The organism is Neisseria sp. P0021.S005 (genome assembly GCF_051956955.1).
Genome location: NZ_JBQCWY010000029.1, coordinates 1 through 16,482, shown reverse-complemented (window position 1 = coordinate 16,482; position 16,482 = coordinate 1). Strand labels below are relative to the sequence as shown.

Genomic DNA, 16,482 nt, shown 5'->3' with positions numbered 1-16,482 from the left:
CCGAAGTTTGGTTTTTCAGACGGCCTGTTTTTATCAAGATTCGGTATAATGCCCTCTTTTACAAGCAAACCATTTCCCAAGGAACCCCCATGCTTTTACCCGAACAAGTCAAAACCCTGATTGAAGGCGTTACCCCTTGCGAACACGTCGAAGTCGAAGGCGACGGCCATCACTTCTTCGCCGTAATCGTTTCCTCCTCATTTGAAGGCAAAGCCCGCCTCGCCCGCCACCGCCTGATTAAAGACGGTCTCAAGCCGCAACTCGAAAGCAACGAATTGCACGCGCTGTCGATTTCCGTTGCCGCCACGCCGGCCGAATGGGCGGCCAAACAGGCTTAATTCGGAATCAAACAAAAGGCCGTCTGAAACTTCAGACGGCCTTTTTGCATTCAAACCCAAGCAGCCCTCAGCTTCCGGCCTGCATCTGTTTTTTCGGGAAAAACTGCACCACGTTCTCTCCTTGCGGCAACACCAATTTCTTCACGGCATGGCCGTACACGGTTTCAAGCGTGATGTTCAGACGGCCTTCGTTGGCAAAAATCTTATCCACACATTCCTTAGCCGCTTGCGGATTGCTGAACTTCAACGCATTCCACAATCCCAAGGTTTCCATGTCCTGCCAAAACGTCCCGGCTTTTTTATAGCTCAATTCAAGCTTGGCCGTGTCGGTTACCGGATCGTAAAAGCCGTTGTCGGCGAGCATATCGCCCAAGTCGTGCATATCAATCAGCGTGGGCGCTTCGCATTCGATGCCTTCATGGTTCAGACGGCCTGTCAGCTCGGTCAGACTGTCGCGGCCAAAGTGCGTGAAAAACAATAATCCGTCGGTTTTCAAAGCGGCGGCCCAGTTTTTCAATACCGGCAAAATATCGTCGGCGCGGCTGAGGCTGAGGTTGGCCCACAGCATATCGGCGGCGGCTTCAGGCAGCGGCGCGGTCAGGGCTTGGCAATGTTGCGGAATGGTTTTGCCGGTCAGCTTCTGCCAGAAACCGCCTTTGCGCGCGGCGGCGGCGGTTTTCAAAAAGTCGGCATTCGGATCGTATTCTTCAAACACGGCGTCGGGATAACGCGCGGCCAGCAGGCTGCGGCTGATGTCGGCATCGGCACCAATCAGCATGATGCGTTTGGGTGCATTGCGGACCAGCTGCAGGCGCTCGTCGGTGTCTTGGGCGAGATGGCGGTGAATTTGCCAGCGTTTGTCTTGTTCGGTCATGGTGGGTCGTGTCAGCGGGCTTTGCCCGACAATATTCTGTTTTTATGGTTGAAGTCTTTTTCAGACGGCCTTTTCGACAAAATTGCGGTAGATTTCGGCAAATTCGTCGGCATGGCTTAAAAAGGGCGCGTGTGCGGCTTTGTCGATAAGGACCAGCTCGCTGTTGCTCAAATGGCGGTGTAAATATTCGCCCATGCGCGGCGGCGTAATGGCGTCTTTCTGTCCAAACACCAGCAATGACGGCGTTTGAATCAGCGGCAACAACGGACGCGCATCGGCATGGTTGACCGCTTCAAGCGCGGCCTGTAAGGCGGAAGGCGTGCCGCAGCGCGCCAAATCGGGCAGCACCCGGTTTAAGATTTCGCCGGAATGGGGCGTGTGCAGCAGTTGCAGTTGTAGAAACTGTTTAATATGTTTGGCATAATCCTGCTGGAATGCGCCAACCATCTTGCCCAAGGCAGGTTGTGCCAAGCCTTCCGGATAATCCGTGTCGGCAGTCAATCGGGCAAAACTTGCCGTCAGGCAGAGCGATCGGATTTTGTCAGGATAAAGCGCGGTCAGATACAGGGCAACCAGTCCGCCCAGCGACCAGCCGAGAATGTGTGCCGGCGTGTCGATTTGTCCGGCGAAAGCTTCGGCAACGGCGGCAATATCAAACGGCTCGGTAAAAGGCGCATCGCCGTGTCCGGGCAAATCAAGCGCGCGGACGTCCCAACCGGCAGGCAGGCGCGGTATCAAATCGTCGAATACATGGCGGTTCGCCGCCCAACCGTGTATCAGATAAACTTTTTTGGCGGAGTGTGGCATGAATGTTCTTTCTTGGTGGCGCAATTTGAAACGGCTCAATGCGCGACGTTGCATATTATGCCACGATTCCGTTTCAGACGGCCTTTGCCGAGGCTGCGCAAACGATTTGACGGAATATTTTATCGACGCGGCACAAAGCTGTCCTTTGTGTTTCCGCCATGTCGCGGGCGGGGCGGTGTGCGGCGGTTGCCAGAAAAAGCCGCCCGCATTTGATAGAATGTGGGCCTCGCTGTATTACGAACCGCCCGTCAGCAGCATGATACGCGAGCTGAAACACTTGGCCGACTTGGGCATGAGCCGTCCGCTGGCGGATTTGATGAGCCAAAACGCACCGGACTGGCTGGCGGCAGAACACTTCGATTTCGTCCTGCCCATGCCTTTGAGCAAAGAGCGGCGGCTCAAGCGCGGATTCAACCAAAGCGAGGCGTTGACGGATATTTTGGCAAAACGCTACGGCTGGACGCTGCTGCCGCGACACGCGGTTTTCAGACGGCATGGCGAGCCGCAAAGTACGCTAAAAAGCGACGAACGTCGGCGAAATATCAAGAATGCATTTAAAATCAAAGCCGAATTGCCGAAGGCGTGTAATATTCTGTTAATTGACGATGTCTTCACCACCGGCTCGACTTTGGACGAATTGGCGAAAACGCTGAAAAAATCAGGCGCAGGTAAGATTTTTTGCTGGAGCTTGGCGCGTCCGCCAATGAAAAAATAGCTTAAAGTTTTTGACACCCATGGAACATTTCGGCATTATGCCACTCAATAAGTGATTGATTTATATGTTTACCATAGTTTTGTACCAACCCGAAATCCCGCCTAATACGGGCAATATCATCCGCCTGTGCGCCAATACCGGTGCCGATTTGCATTTGGTCAAGCCGCTTGGTTTCCCTTTGGATTCGTCCAAAATGAAACGCGCGGGTTTGGATTATCACGAGTTTGCCAAACTGACGGTACATGAGAATTTCGAAGACTGCCTCAAGGCACTCGAAGGCCGCCGCATTTTCGCGCTGACCACCAAAGGCTCTACCCGCCCCGACGAAGTTTCCTTCCGCGAAGGCGACGTGTTGCTGTTTGGCCCCGAAACGCGCGGCCTGCCTGCCGAAGTTCTCGACAGCCTGCCTGCCGGACAAAAAATCCGCCTGCCGATGATGCCCGGCAGCAGGAGCATGAATCTTTCCAATACCGTCGCCGTTATTCTGTTTGAAGCATGGCGACAAAACGGTTTTGCCGGCGGCGTATAGCAGGCCGTCTGAAACCGCTGCGTTATCAACTCAAGAACGGAACCCGTTTTGACTTTTACCAAAAAAAACCTCCTTTCCTTAGCCGCCGCCACCATCGGCGTCCTTTCCATCAATGCCGCCGTCGCCGACAGCGTGGTTCGAGTCGAAAAACTGCATCCTTCTGCCAACCGCAGTTACAAAGTTGCCGGCAAACGCTACACGCCGCTGACCCAAGTTTCCTCTTTCAGCCAAACCGGTAAAGCCTCATGGTACGGCAACCAATTCCACGGCCGTAAAACTTCCAGCGGCGAGCGTTACAATATGAACGCCCTCTCCGCCGCCCACAAAACCCTCCCTATTCCCAGCTACGCACGCGTGACCAATATGCAAAACGGCAAAAGCGTCATCGTCCGCGTCAACGACCGCGGCCCTTTCCACGGCAACCGTGTCATCGATGTTTCCCGCGCCGCCGCCCAACAATTGGGTTTCATCAACCAAGGCACGGCCAACGTCAAAGTTGAGCAGATCATCCCCGGCCAAACCGCCGCTCAAACCATTATTTCCCCAAACAACAAAGAATTTTTTGTTGATTTGAAATCCTTCGGTACCCAACGTGAAGCGCAGGCTTATCTGAACCAAGCCGCACAAAGCCTGCCGTCGGACAGCAAAGTCATGCTGGAAAAACGCAACTACGAATACGTTGTCAAAATGGGTCCGTTCAGCAGCCAAGAACGTGCCGCCGAAGCAGGCGAACGCGCCCGTCATCTGAATCTGGTATCCGCCATCTGATTTCGTCCGCGTTAGCGCTGAAGTTTGATACAATACAAGGCCGTCTGAAACCCGATTGCAAGGTTTCAGACGGCCTTTTTTAATCACAGGGGAACACCATGATCAGCAGGCTCACAGGTAAATTGATTGAGAAAAATCCGCCGCAGGTCGTTATCGACGTCAACGGCGTCGGTTATGAAGCCGACGTTTCCATGCAGACTTTCTACAACCTGCCCCCCGTTGGCGAAACCGTCCATCTCTACATCCAGCTTGTCGTCCGCGAAGACGCGCATTTGCTGTTTGGATTCGCCTCGGCCGAGGAGCGCGCCACCTTCCGCCAACTGGTCAAAGTCAGCGGCATCGGTGCCAAAACTGCATTGGGCATCTTGTCGGCCATGAATGCCGACGAGCTGGCGCAAGCCGTCGCCGAAGAAGACGTCAAACGCCTCTCCTCCGCCCCCGGCATCGGCAAAAAAACCGCCGAACGCATGGTGTTGGAACTGCGCGGCAAACTCGTGTCCCATACCGTTTCAGACGGCCTGTTTGCCCCTGATGCCGTTGCCGACGAAAGCCAAGACATCATCAACACCCTGCTTGCCCTCGGCTACAACGAACGCGAAGCCAAAGCCGCCACCAAAGGCATTCCCAAAGGCACGGAAGTCGGCGAAGGCGTGCGCCTGGCCTTAAAAAACCTGCTCAAATAAGGCCGTCTGAAACATGAAAACCGCCGTCCTGAGTGCCGCCTTGCTTCTAAGCGCGTGCGTTTATACCGAAACTCCGTACGGGCGCACCGCCGTCTTAGACCTGCCCGTCCACGCGCAAACCACCGTCAACAAAACCGTGACCATCAACGCCCCGCCCGGGACGACCGTCATCTATCAAGACAGCGAACCCGTCCGCAATTACCCGGCCTATCCCGTTTATCCCCGCCGGGTTTATCGTTATCGATAAACAATGCTGACCGTTTGAAACCATAGGTTCAGACGGCCTGTTGAGAGACCAACCATGAAATACATCCTTCCCCTGCTTTTACTCCTGAGCGCCTGCACACCGGACGCCAAGACCACGGATGCCGCATCCGCCCCCAAAACACACGGCTTCGCACACCGCCTGACCGAAGGCGAAAAACTGTTGACCCAAGCCCTCATCAAACAAGACCTCGCCGCCTACTTCAAACACGAAACCGGCGGCGCATTTGCCGAACAAGCCCCCTTATTCTCGGCCCAGCAACTTGCCGAACAGAAAAACATCCCCCAAAACGATGCCATCGGCGTTTACGGCAAAATCATCAAAACCCAAGGCCGCACCGCCTGGCTGCAAACCGACAAGCAAACCCTCAAACTCGATTTGGCCGAACCGCTGCAAGAAGCAGAAGGCGAAGTTACCCTCGTCTGCCAACACGAAAACACCGCCTTCCAAGACTGCCAAACAGAAGCAAACTTCGTCCGACGCTTTACCGAACAAATCTTCTCGGCGGTCGAGTCCGGACGCGTATCCGCCCAAACAGACGCACCGGCCGAAGAAATCATGGCCGGCCGCCTCATCCCGTTTTTAAGTGCCGCCAGCGACTTTACCGGCAACTTCAAAGCCTGCGCCACCACCATGACCGAATACTGCACCAGCCGCCTGGCACGCGAAATGCCCGAATCCGCAGTCCGCAAAAAAGCACAGGAATTGGGTTTGACCGAAATAGCATTTAAAAAGAAAAAATAAATATTTAGGCCGTCTGAACCTTATAGCGGCTGTGTTATAATCCGCACCTCATACAGGTCGGACAGACAGTCGCCGCGTATCGCGTAAGGCATACGGGGAGGAAAGTCCGGGCTCCACAGAGCAGAATGCCGGCTAACGGCCGGGCGCGGCAACGCGACGGAAAGTGGAACAGAAAGCAATACCGCCGATGATTGCCTTCGGGCAAAACAGGTAAGGGTGAAAAGGTGCGGTAAGAGCGCACCGTGCATTTGGTAACAAAGCGCAGCAGGCTAAACCCCATTCGGAGCAAGACCAAACAGAACGCGATGACGCTGCTCGCCGAGCGTTCGGGTAGGTTGCTTGAGCACACCAGCAATGATGTGCCTAGAGGAATGACTGTCCGCGACAGAACCCGGCTTACCGTCCGAGCTGTATGTCCCCATACCGCGGCAGGTTTTTAAAACCTGCCGCATTTTTATAGAAATAAAAAGGCCGTCTGAAACCTGAATCTTGGTTTCAGACGGCCTTTTTTAAACCGCTGTTTATGGACGGTATTCCGGTTTCATGCCGTTGGGCAGGAGCTGCCATACATAGCCGGTGGTTTTCATTTTACCGGCCACTTCGCCTGCTTCGTCGCCATAGCCCCAGAAATAATCCACACGGACTGCGCCTTTAATCGCGCTGCCGGTATCTTGCGCCATAATTAAGCGGTTGAGGGCTTTTTTGGTGATCGGATGGGCAGTGGCGACAAATAATGGTGCGCCAAGCGTGATGTAGTGACGGTCGATGGCACCGGCGTATTCGCCCATCAACGGCGTACCCAATGCGCCCACCGGGCCTGAATCACTGCTGCCGGTCAGCTCGCGGAAGAAGACGTAGCTTGGGTTTTGTCCCAAAACTTCGGCAAGACGGCCGGGGTTTTGCTTCATATAGGCCTTGATGCCCTGCATGCTGGTCTGACCCAGCGGCAGATAGCCTTTGTCCGCCATATAGCGGCCGATGGAAACATACGGATGTTCGTTTTTATCGGCAAATCCGACGCGGATGTATTTGCCGGACGGTGTTTTCAGACGGCCTGAACCTTGAATGTGCATAAAGAAAAGTTCGACCGGATCATCTGCATAACCCAAAATCGGCGCTTTGCCGTTAAGCGCGCCGCCGTTGATTTGGCTGCGGGTGTGGTAAGGAACAAAACGGCTGCCTTCAAAACGGCCTTTCAGCGCAGTGCTGCGTGCTGTAATCGGGAATCTGGACAAGTCGGCCGTGTATGTGCCGCTGTTGTCGATGACGCCGCTGTTTGGGCCGGTTTGGCGGATGCGGACGGTGGCTTTGCTGCCCCTCAAGTTTGCAGCCAGCGGAACGGAAACAAAATCGTTCGGAATGCCGTAAATCGGGAAACGGGATTGGCTTGTGGCTTTGTCGTCGCCGTGCAGGACCGGTTCGTAATAGCCGGTAATGGTGCCGGCAGGATTGCCGCCGTTATCGACGCGCCATGCGGTGAAATAGCGTTCAAAGAAGTGTTTGGCTTGGAAATGGTGCACCGGTGTTTGCATGGCTTGGATACAAACGTCCTGCCAGCCTTGGCGGTTTTTAAGTTTTTCACAGCCTAAACGGAAAGACTGCAGGCTTTTGGTAAAGTGTTGGAGATCCCAGTGCGGCAATTCGTTGTAGGAAACTACGGTATAGTTTGCTCCTCCCCCACTCACTGTCGTACCGATGGGATCGGGCGTACCGGTGGGGCGGTCAGGGCCTTTGATAACGCTGGTGTCGGTTTCGGGGAGGTTTTTAATGCTTTTGCTCGGACAGGCGGCAAGAATGGCTGCGGCAATACTGACGAGCGTGATGCGGTACAGATGTTTTTTCATGGAATCAATAGCGTGTCGAAAGGCCGTCTGAAAGCTATTTTTCAGACGGCCTATGTTGGAAAGTGCTGATTTTAACACAAAAAAGCCATTTATCGGCGCGGCGGCAATTTGACGACAACCGTATCGGCCAGCATATCGTAGAGCGTGCGGCGGTCGCGTTTGACGGAGAAGAGCATGATGAAGTTAATGAAGGCTATAAGCAGAGAAATCAGGTTTCCACCCGTGTCACTTATTGCCAACGATACAATAGTTACCACAACACCAACAGCAAGCGCCCAGACAACTTCGCGGATTAAAACCGTTCCTTCAAAGCCCGGATTGCTTCCGTCATTTTTTAACACCCGGATGCCCATAATTTTTTTACCTAAAGACTGACCGTCCCGGCTCATGTAATACAGTTGGACAATACCAAAAACCAAATAAACAGCCAAAGAAATAAAAAATGTTATGGCAAAATATTCAGGGGTATTAAAAAGAGAAGATTCCGAAACTAATTTTTTGCTTTCATCTAAAGTGAAAACTACCATCACGATGAATGGCAACCATATCAAAAAAGTAAACAGATTATTCAACAAATATGCCGCAACCCTCGCCCCCGGCGAAGCAATATGGACATCTACTATTTCTGTTTTAGGCAAATCCGACAAATTGATTTCGCTCATTTAATCTTCCTCTGTGCTATTTAATGAGATGCAATTTCATTGCCATCTTAACCTATTTTTCCATCATTCTAAAAAATTTCGATAAAAACCTTTACATTTTCCGCAGACGGCGTTAAAACGTTTGTTTTCCCCTTTTTTATAGTGGGTTAACAAAAGTCTGAACAAAACGGCAGGCGATGCCGTTCCGATTTTTGTTAATGCACTATAAACTTATCCGGATTTTCTTTGTAAGGAGTAACACATGAAAGTAGGTTTTGTCGGCTGGCGCGGTATGGTCGGCTCTGTTTTGATGCAGCGTATGAAAGAAGAAAACGACTTCGCCCACATTCCCGAAGCATTTTTCTTTACCACTTCCAACGTCGGCGGCGATGCCCCTGATTTCGGTCAGGCAGCCAAAACATTGTTGGATGCCAACGATGTTGCCGAATTGGCAAAAATGGACATCATCGTTACTTGTCAGGGTGGCGATTACACCAAATCCGTCTTCCAACCCCTGCGCGACAGTGGCTGGAACGGCTACTGGGTTGACGCGGCTTCTTCCCTGCGCATGAAAGACGACGCGATTATCGTCCTCGACCCTGTCAACCGCAACGTCATCGACAACGGCCTCAAAAACGGCGTGAAAAACTACATCGGCGGCAACTGTACCGTTTCCCTGATGTTGATGGCTTTGGGCGGTTTGTTCCAAAACGATTTGGTCGAATGGGCAACCAGCATGACCTATCAAGCCGCTTCCGGCGCGGGTGCGAAAAACATGCGCGAACTCATCAACGGCATGGGCGCGATTCACGCCAAAGTGGCAGACGAGCTTGCCGATCCTTCCAGCGCGATTCTCGACATCGACCGCAAAGTGTCCGATTTCCTGCGCAGCGAAGATTATCCGAAAGCCAACTTCGGTGTACCGCTCGCCGGCAGCCTGATTCCGTGGATTGACGTGGACTTGGGCAACGGCCAGTCCAAAGAAGAATGGAAAGGCGGCGTGGAAACCAACAAAATCCTCGGCCGCAGCGACAATCCGACCGTGATTGACGGCTTGTGCGTACGCATCGGCTCTATGCGCTGCCACAGCCAAGCCCTCACCCTGAAGCTGAAAAAAGATCTACCCGTTTCTGAAATTGAAGCGATTTTGGCAGGCGCGAACGATTGGGTGAAAGTCATCCCCAACGAAAAAGAAGCCAGCATCCACGAGCTGACGCCCGCCAAAGTCACCGGCACGCTGTCCGTCCCTGTCGGACGCATCCGCAAACTGGGCATGGGCGGCGAATACATCAGCGCATTCACTGTCGGCGACCAACTCTTGTGGGGCGCTGCCGAGCCGTTGCGCCGCGTATTGCGCATTATCTTGGGCAGCCTGTAATTTAGGTTGGCATGAAAAAAGCAACGGTTTGGGCCGTTGCTTTTTTTGTCACAAAAAGGCCGTCTGAACCTTTCAGACGGCCTTGTTTCCTATTCTTTTTTACCGGCCAAACCGATTTCTTTGGTGGAATCGCCAACTTTGATTTGCGCCTTACCGGCAATTTCTTCAGCCTGCGGGCCGAAGAGTTTCAAATCGTAACGGCCGTTTTCGATACCGTTCAAACTGGTTTTACCGCTGATGGCGGCTTTTCCGTTGTTATTGGCAATGCCTGCGGCAAGCAGGTCGACATTATTGTGGGAAGCCATGCTGCTGATTTTGCCGTAACCTTGTTTTTTATCGAAATCGACAGTGTATTTCAGACGGCCGCTGCGGTCGTCGCCGTTAAACGCGATCCCCGAATACTGATAGCTGCCTTGTTTGGGTAAATTGCGATACGCTGTTTCATCGCCTTGGACTTCGCCGACGGTAAATATGTATGTATCGAGGTTTTGCAGCTTGCCTGCGTCATCGGCTTTTTGTTTGGCGTAACGCGCGGCAACAGTGGAATAATTTTGTTTATACACTTGGAAATCGCCCGTTTCCAAAGTGATGACTTGACCGTTTACCTTGATTTTTTGGGCGTAGTCGTAAGAAGATACTTTATCGGTTTTCAAAAAGCCGGTATCGAGTTTGCCGCCTTTTTGCAGGGTTTGCGTTTTACCGTTGGCGGTCAGCTCCAACGTACCGTTTTCAGGGACGGATTCGTTCAATTCAACGGACAACACGCCTTTCGGATGCGGATTGAGCGGCTCGGTCACGGCATTCGACAAGCCGCTTGTTGCGCCGCCGCAGGCAGTCAACATCAAAGACAGGGAGGCAGTCAAAGCAGAAATACAGAGGGTTCTCATCATTTTTTCCTTTCCTTTTTTATTTGATATGATATTTATCATATACCTAAAAAAATGAACAATAAATGATTTTTGTCAAAATTAAGTATTTTGAATATTGATTTTATAAATGTTGAAACATTTTTATAATATCGGGCATTCAGTCCTTCCCGCCTCCCTTCCGCTATAATCATTCTATTTTGCAAACGGATTTCATTATGCCTAAAATCACCCTTATCGCCGCCTATGCCGCCCGCCGCTGTATCGGCATCAACAACACCATGCCTTGGCATTTGCCCGAGGATTTTGCCTTTTTCAAATCCTACACTAACGGCAAACCCGTCATTATGGGCCGCAAAACATGGGAGTCGCTGCCGCGCAAACCGCTGCCCGGCCGTCAAAATATCGTCATCACCCGCCAAGATTATCAGGCCGAAGGCGCGCAAACGGCGGCCTCTTTGGAAGATGCGCTGGCTTTGTGTCAGGGGGTTGAAGAAGTCATCATCATGGGCGGCGCGCAAATTTATGCACAAGCCCTGCCGATTGCCACGGATTTGCGTTTGACCGAAGTCGGTTTGGATGTGGACGGCGATGCGTTTTTTCCTGAGTTTTCCACAGAAACATGGCAAGAAGCTTCTTGGGAAAACCATGTTTCCGCCAAAGGCATCGAATACGCGTTTGTGCATTATGTGAAGGCATAATCCGACAGCACAAAGGCCGTCTGAAATCCTGTTTTTCAGGTTTCAGACGGCCTTTTTATTTCGTTTATTTACGGCATACCGTTTAAGCTGTTTTATTTTTCAAAGGCAGTTTGATATGCGGTTTGGCCGGCTTGGGCGCTTCTTTCAGTCCAAGTTCAATTTGCTGCTCTTCGCTCAACAAATTGCTCCAGTCGCCTTTTTTATACCAGTCGCGGCCGTCCAACTCGATGGGATGTTGGATACGCTCGCAACCGTTGCCGCATTGCAAATCGTCCTCTTTGCAATATTTGTCGCAACCCCAGCAGATACGCTCGGGATTTTTCGGGAAAATGGGAAATTTCTTGGCCATGATGTTCTTCTTTTGTTTGTGTGCGGTACGGCAGAATTATAAGTGATTTGAATGGGACTGGCGGCGGGTTTATCGTGTTTTACGCTGATTTTTTAAGATGTGTTAACCTTTCAGACGGCCTATACTGCAAAAATAATCCCTACGCGGTACAACAAAAGGACCCGATATGAACATATGCCGTCTGAAGCCTGAATTTGTCGAGCCTTTAGCCCTCGCGCTGTTTGAGGAGTGGCACGATTTTGCGCCGTGGTCGTCTCTGGACAAAATCCGTGCGTATTACGCGCAGTGCCTTGATGGGGATAACTTGCCGCTGGCGTTTGCGGCTGTGAATAATGAAGGGCGGCTGATGGGTTCGGCAGCATTAAAGCGGTTTGATATGGCGTGTTTTCCCGAACACGAATATTGGCTGGGCGATGTGTTCGTTTTGCCGCAATTTCGCGGTTTGGGCGTAGGCAGGCAGCTGGTTTCGTTTTGTCTGGATAAAGCACGCGAACTGAGTTTGCCGCATCTGTTTCTCTATACGCCGGATGTGCAAGCCGTGTATGAAAAGTTCGGCTGGAAAGAAATCACGCAGACTTGGCACAACGGGGAAACCGTATCCGTCATGAAATTGGATTTATAGTTTGAAAAGAATAAAAGGCCGTCTGAACATTTGATTTCAGACGGCCTCTGCCTTTGAATTATCCACAACTACCCTATCCGCTTAAACGGCGGCAGACAAGCCAATAATTGTTGGCCGTAGCGTTGCGTTTTGACGCGGTTGTCGAGGATGGTCACGCGGCCGTAATCCTGTTCGGTACGGATAAGGCGGCCGACAGCTTGGATCAGTTTGATGCTGGCTTCGGGCACCGTAATTTCGATAAAAGGATTGCCGCCGCGTTGTTCAATCCAACGGTTTTGGGTTTTCTCGATGGGATTGTCCGGCATCGCAAACGGCAGCTTGGCAATAATGACTTGCACGCAGGCCGTACCGGGCAGGTCGAGGCCTTCGGCAAAACTGTCGAGGCCGAAAATAATGCTGGCTTTACCTTCGGCAATAGCTTGATGGTGCCTTTGTAAAAGAACGGCCTTGGGCAACTCGCCCTGCACAAGCAGAAGCGGTAAGTATTCGTCAGGCAGTCGTAAGGCGACATCCTGCATTTGCTTGCGCGAGGAAAACAACACCAGCGTACCGATGGCTTCAACCGGCGAAACCAGCTTCGGCAACCATTCGACAATGGCGGCCGTATGCGCATCAGGGTCTTTGGGGCTGGCTTGAACCGGCGGAATATACAGCTCGCCTTGCGCATCGAAATTAAACGGGCTTTCCAATGCAAGCGTGGTGGTTTCGGGCAACCATAATAGGCCTGTTTGGCGCAAAATCAGGTTGAAGCTGCCGAGCGATTGCAGGGTGGCCGAAGTCAACACTGCGCCTGCCGCGTGCCGCCACAGGCTGTTGGCAAGGTGGGATGCGCTGCTGATGGGGCTGGCGTTGAAAATGTAGTCGTTTTTGTCGTCGGCACGGCGGGTTATCCATTTCGCCAACGGCTCTTCGCCTTCAATGGGAACGGTGGAGAGCAAATCCCAAACCGCGCTGATTTGTTCGATACGGGCGATAAAAAGGCCGAACTCGCTGGTCAGACGGTCGAGGAGCGCGCCGTCCTGCTCTTTTTCGCGGCGCGCGGCGGAAAGCGCATCGTTCAGGCCGATAACGTGTTTGAGCAGGCTGCGCGCAGCAATGGCCGTATTGGAAACTGTGGTTTCCAGGCCTTCGGGGATTTTGCCGTCTTCCCACAGCCAAGTCGGTTCGTTGTGTTTCCGCCTGTCGTTTTCAGACGACCCCAGACTTAAAGACGGCTCTTCCGCCAAATGGAACTGCCATTCATGCAGGCTATCGAGCAAGGATGTGGCAGCTTCGTCAGCAAGGTTGGCAAGTTCGGCTTTATCGGTCAGCGCGGCAATTTTGCCGGTAAGCTGCGGCAGTTTTTCCAGCGTCCAAACGGCAATATTCCATGAATGTTCGGCGGCAAAGCGGCTGAGGGCTTTTTTGGACAGGTGGTGCGCTTCGTCTATGCAATAGAAACTGTTTTCAGGCGCAGGCAGAATCACGCCGCCGCCCATACTGATGTCGGCAAGCAGAAGATCGTGATTGGCAACGACGACATCGACGGTTTCCAAGACATCGCGTGCCAGGTAAAACGGGCATTCCGGACGGTTGGGACAGGCGGATTTCAGGCAGCCGTGGCGGTCGTTGGTCACTTTGAGCCAAATCGTGTCATCGATTTTTTCCGGCCAAGTGTCGCGGTCGCCATTAAAGCGGCGGGCGGAAAATTCATCGGCAATGTCGCGCAGCAGGTTCAATTCTTCAGGCTTGGGTTTGCTGTCCCACAACACTTCCGGCGCTTCAAAACCAAGCAGGTTTTGCTGGGCATTGTTTTGCGTCAGTTGATAGAGTTTGTAGGGGCAAAGATAACGGCCGCGTCCCTTGGCAAGCGCAAAGGTCAGCTCCAAACCGCTTTTTTCGACCAGAAACGGCAAATCGCGGTCAACCAACTGCTCCTGCAAAGCCACCGTCGCACTGCTGACGATCAACCATTTGCCGCGCGTTTGCGCCATGATGCCGCCGGCCAAAAGGTAGGCCAACGATTTACCCACACCGGTCGGCCCTTCGATCACGGCAATGCTCTCACCCTCGCGTTTGGGCGCTTCTTCGCCTTCTTCACGCGTCAACGTCCGCGAAAAAGCGTTGGCAATCGCCGCAATCATTTCCCGCTGCGAAGCGCGCGGACGGAAACCGGGCAGGTTTTTGCCAATGTTTTGGTAATGGTCGCGGATGGCGTTTTTTTCTAAATCGGTGAGCATTGAGGCCGTCTGAATGGGTTTGCAAGAATAGCGTATTTTAGCATTTTTACCTTAATGAAGCCTTCGTAAAGTCTTACTCTATTTTAGGGTTTGGCATTTTGATGGCAATGGACGAACCGAAAAACCATAATCGGTTTTAACCAAGCAAAAGGCCGTCTGAAACTTTAGCCGCACTGATGCAGAGGCACCCACAATTTTTGCTTTTCGGATTTGTTTTTCTCGTAGCGGTTCCACGCTTTTTCATGAAAATAAAAGACGACGGTATTGACGATGGGTTCGACCAAAGCCACCGCGCTGGAAACGCCGATACTGCCGGTCAGAATATAGGCGACACTAAATGCGACGCTGAAATGCAAAATAGCAAATGTAATGGTTTTAATCATGCTGTTTTCCTGATACATTGATGTTTTAATAGCTACATAATAATTATTATCAACTAACACGTATATTTTAAATCCTTTATCCTAATTTAGATTTTATAAATCGATATTTTATTTTTGATAGGAATTTTATGAATCCGCTCCAAATTGTCGTCCTCGACCGCGATACCCTCGTCAATCGCCCGTTTGAATTTGATTTTCCACACACATTAAGCAGCTACGGCACAACCGAAGCGCACGAAACGCTGGCGCGCATACGGGGTGCGGACATCATCATTACCAACAAAGTCGTGATTTCCGCCGAACACATCGCCGCCAACCCGCAGCTCAAACTGATTGCGCTAGCCGCGACGGGCGTCAACAATGTGGACGTTGAGGCCGCCAAACAAAATGGTACGGCAGTGTGCAATATCCGCGCTTACGGCAATGAATCCGTGGCGGAACACGCGTTTATGATGATGATTACCCTGATGCGCAACCTGCCTGCCTACCAGCGCGACGTTGCGGCAGGCTTGTGGGAAAACTCGCCGTTTTTCTGCTACCTCGGCGCACCGATGCGCGATTTGAACGGCAAAACGCTGGCGATTTTCGGTCGCGGCAATATCGGTAAAACACTGGCAACTTATGCTCAGGCTTTCAAAATGAATGTCGTGTTCGCCGAACATAAAAATGCCCAAAGCGTCCGCGACGGCTATGTTTCCTTTGACGAAGCCATCCGCTCCGCCGATGTCGTGTCGCTTAATTGTCCACTCACACCGCAAACGGCAAACATGATAGGCGAAGCCGAATTGCAACAAATGAAACCCGGCGCCATCCTCATCAACTGCGGGCGCGGCGGCTTGGTCGATGAAGCCGCTTTGGTTGCGGCGTTGAAATACGGCCAAATCGGCGGTGCAGGTTTTGACGTGTTGACACAAGAGCCGCCGCGCGACGGCAACCCTCTGCTGAAAGCCCGACTGCCCAACCTCATCGTCACGCCACACATTGCATGGGCAAGCCAAGAAGCCGCAAACCGCCTGTTTGACATCCTTTTGGATAACATCAACCGCTTCGTGGCCGGCAATCCGCAAAATCTGGTTTAATCTATGGAAAACCTGTTGATAAGGTTGTGAACAATTTTAAAGGCCGTCTGAAATATTCAGACGGCCTTTATTTATCTTTATTTATTTCATAAAGTTATCTATCAAGTAGATTAAATCATTTCATTCTTCATTGTGGATAACCCTATAAAAAGGCCGTCTGAAATACTCAGACGGCCTTTTGTTTGCCCGGGCAAATTAAATATCGTATGTGGTTGAAGCGGTATCGCCGCCCTTGCCTGTCCAGTTGGTATGGAAAAACTCGCCGCGCGGTTTGTCGGTACGCTCGTAAGTGTGCGCGCCGAAGTAGTCGCGTTGGGCTTGCAGCAGGTTGGCGGGCAGACGCTCGGAAGTGTAGCCGTCAAGGAAGGTAATTGCGGAAGCCATGCAAGGCATCGGAATACCGCACTCAATCGCTTTGGCCACCACTTTACGCCATGCAGGCAGACAAATTTCCAATACGCCTTTGAAATAAGGATCGGAACCCAAGAAGACCAAATCAGGATTGGCCTCGTATGCGTCGCGGATGTTGCCCAAGAACGCGCTGCGGATAATGCAGCCTTCGCGCCACAAGAGGGCAGTATTGCCGTAATTCAATGCCCAATCGTTGTTTTCGCTGGCTTCGCGGATCAGCATAAAGCCTTGTGCATAAGAAATGATTTTGGATGCCAACAGGGCTT

The 16,482-nt window shown here is 52.0% G+C and carries 19 protein-coding genes, 1 other RNA gene and 1 pseudogene; 12 read left to right on the top strand and 9 right to left on the bottom strand.

Annotation, left to right across the window (positions count from 1 at the left end; translation table 11 throughout):
• Window positions 1-89 precede the first annotated feature (89 nt).
• A complete protein-coding gene (locus tag ACTHUE_RS03350) occupies window positions 90-338 on the top strand; it encodes a BolA family protein (RefSeq protein WP_003686612.1) in 249 nt (82 codons plus the stop codon).
• 67 nt (window positions 339-405) lie between these two features.
• On the opposite strand, the gene ACTHUE_RS03345 is transcribed toward ACTHUE_RS03350, so the two are convergent.
• Window positions 406-1,212 carry a methyltransferase gene (locus ACTHUE_RS03345; protein ID WP_049322981.1) on the bottom strand — a complete coding sequence of 269 codons (807 nt, stop codon included), beginning with the start codon at window positions 1,210-1,212 and terminating at the stop codon, window positions 406-408.
• 60 nt (window positions 1,213-1,272) lie between these two features.
• Entirely contained in the window at window positions 1,273-2,019 is a 747-nt protein-coding gene (gene bioH / locus ACTHUE_RS03340; protein WP_308538594.1) for a pimeloyl-ACP methyl ester esterase BioH, read from the bottom strand.
• Here bioH and ACTHUE_RS03335 point away from each other — a divergent pair.
• From ACTHUE_RS03335 to rnpB, 7 genes are all read left to right on the top strand, one after another.
• Window positions 2,018-2,734, top strand: a complete 717-nt coding sequence (locus tag ACTHUE_RS03335) for a ComF family protein (protein ID WP_440361241.1) — start codon at window positions 2,018-2,020, stop codon at window positions 2,732-2,734. The genes bioH and ACTHUE_RS03335 overlap by 2 nt on opposite strands.
• 64 nt (window positions 2,735-2,798) lie before the next feature.
• Window positions 2,799-3,263, top strand: a complete 465-nt coding sequence (gene trmL, locus ACTHUE_RS03330) for a tRNA (uridine(34)/cytosine(34)/5-carboxymethylaminomethyluridine(34)-2'-O)-methyltransferase TrmL (RefSeq protein ID WP_049335654.1) — start codon at window positions 2,799-2,801, stop codon at window positions 3,261-3,263.
• Between the two features lie 48 nt (window positions 3,264-3,311).
• Window positions 3,312-4,031, top strand: coding sequence for a septal ring lytic transglycosylase RlpA family protein (locus ACTHUE_RS03325; RefSeq protein WP_150540554.1), 720 nt, complete (start codon window positions 3,312-3,314; stop codon window positions 4,029-4,031).
• 98 nt (window positions 4,032-4,129) lie between these two features.
• Window positions 4,130-4,714: a Holliday junction branch migration protein RuvA gene (gene ruvA, locus ACTHUE_RS03320; RefSeq protein ID WP_049344922.1), complete on the top strand. Its 585-nt coding sequence runs from the start codon at window positions 4,130-4,132 to the stop codon at window positions 4,712-4,714.
• A gap of 13 nt (window positions 4,715-4,727) precedes the next feature.
• Entirely contained in the window at window positions 4,728-4,961 is a 234-nt protein-coding gene (locus ACTHUE_RS03315) for a hypothetical protein (RefSeq protein ID WP_049322987.1), read from the top strand.
• Window positions 4,962-5,015: 54 nt separating this feature from the next.
• Window positions 5,016-5,723 (top strand): hypothetical protein, encoded by a 708-nt coding sequence (locus ACTHUE_RS03310; protein WP_049344923.1) that lies wholly within the window; start codon window positions 5,016-5,018, stop codon window positions 5,721-5,723.
• A gap of 53 nt (window positions 5,724-5,776) precedes the next feature.
• Window positions 5,777-6,138, top strand: an RNA gene (gene rnpB / locus ACTHUE_RS03305) — RNase P RNA component class A.
• Between the two features lie 106 nt (window positions 6,139-6,244).
• On the opposite strand, the gene mltA is transcribed toward rnpB, so the two are convergent.
• Window positions 6,245-7,567 (bottom strand): murein transglycosylase A, encoded by a 1,323-nt coding sequence (mltA, locus tag ACTHUE_RS03300; protein WP_004519206.1) that lies wholly within the window; start codon window positions 7,565-7,567, stop codon window positions 6,245-6,247.
• Window positions 7,568-7,656: 89 nt separating this feature from the next.
• Window positions 7,657-8,229 (bottom strand): RDD family protein, encoded by a 573-nt coding sequence (locus ACTHUE_RS03295; RefSeq protein ID WP_004519205.1) that lies wholly within the window; start codon window positions 8,227-8,229, stop codon window positions 7,657-7,659.
• A 241-nt stretch (window positions 8,230-8,470) separates the two neighbouring features.
• On the opposite strand from ACTHUE_RS03295, the gene asd reads away from it, so the two are divergent.
• Window positions 8,471-9,586 (top strand): aspartate-semialdehyde dehydrogenase, encoded by a 1,116-nt coding sequence (asd, locus tag ACTHUE_RS03290; RefSeq protein WP_049335663.1) that lies wholly within the window; start codon window positions 8,471-8,473, stop codon window positions 9,584-9,586.
• Between the two features lie 89 nt (window positions 9,587-9,675).
• Here asd and ACTHUE_RS03285 read toward each other — a convergent pair whose 3' ends face one another.
• Window positions 9,676-10,473: a factor H-binding protein gene (locus tag ACTHUE_RS03285; protein ID WP_049335665.1), complete on the bottom strand. Its 798-nt coding sequence runs from the start codon at window positions 10,471-10,473 to the stop codon at window positions 9,676-9,678.
• A 197-nt stretch (window positions 10,474-10,670) separates the two neighbouring features.
• Between ACTHUE_RS03285 and ACTHUE_RS03280 the strand changes: the two genes are divergently transcribed.
• On the top strand, window positions 10,671-11,153 hold the full coding sequence (locus ACTHUE_RS03280) for a dihydrofolate reductase (RefSeq protein WP_049335666.1): 483 nt from the start codon (window positions 10,671-10,673) through the stop codon (window positions 11,151-11,153).
• Between the two features lie 82 nt (window positions 11,154-11,235).
• Here ACTHUE_RS03280 and ACTHUE_RS03275 read toward each other — a convergent pair whose 3' ends face one another.
• Complete coding sequence (locus ACTHUE_RS03275) at window positions 11,236-11,502, bottom strand: DUF3079 domain-containing protein (RefSeq protein WP_003686685.1); 267 nt, start codon at window positions 11,500-11,502, stop codon at window positions 11,236-11,238.
• Window positions 11,503-11,668: 166 nt separating this feature from the next.
• On the opposite strand from ACTHUE_RS03275, the gene ACTHUE_RS03270 reads away from it, so the two are divergent.
• Window positions 11,669-12,124, top strand: coding sequence for a GNAT family N-acetyltransferase (locus ACTHUE_RS03270; RefSeq protein WP_440361242.1), 456 nt, complete (start codon window positions 11,669-11,671; stop codon window positions 12,122-12,124).
• Window positions 12,125-12,192: 68 nt separating this feature from the next.
• On the opposite strand, the gene dinG is transcribed toward ACTHUE_RS03270, so the two are convergent.
• Window positions 12,193-14,343, bottom strand: coding sequence for an ATP-dependent DNA helicase DinG (gene dinG, locus ACTHUE_RS03265; protein WP_049335670.1), 2,151 nt, complete (start codon window positions 14,341-14,343; stop codon window positions 12,193-12,195).
• Between the two features lie 164 nt (window positions 14,344-14,507).
• The gene (locus ACTHUE_RS03260) at window positions 14,508-14,726 is read right to left on the bottom strand and encodes a DUF2061 domain-containing protein (protein ID WP_070826381.1); all 219 of its coding nucleotides are present in this window, start codon (window positions 14,724-14,726) and stop codon (window positions 14,508-14,510) included.
• A 128-nt stretch (window positions 14,727-14,854) separates the two neighbouring features.
• Here ACTHUE_RS03260 and ACTHUE_RS03255 point away from each other — a divergent pair, with 128 nt between their 5' ends.
• Window positions 14,855-15,805 carry a D-2-hydroxyacid dehydrogenase gene (locus ACTHUE_RS03255; protein ID WP_004519196.1) on the top strand — a complete coding sequence of 317 codons (951 nt, stop codon included), beginning with the start codon at window positions 14,855-14,857 and terminating at the stop codon, window positions 15,803-15,805.
• Window positions 15,806-16,000: 195 nt separating this feature from the next.
• Here ACTHUE_RS03255 and ACTHUE_RS03250 read toward each other — a convergent pair.
• Window positions 16,001-16,482, bottom strand: a pseudogene (locus ACTHUE_RS03250) (NADP-dependent phosphogluconate dehydrogenase); the annotation flags it as partial.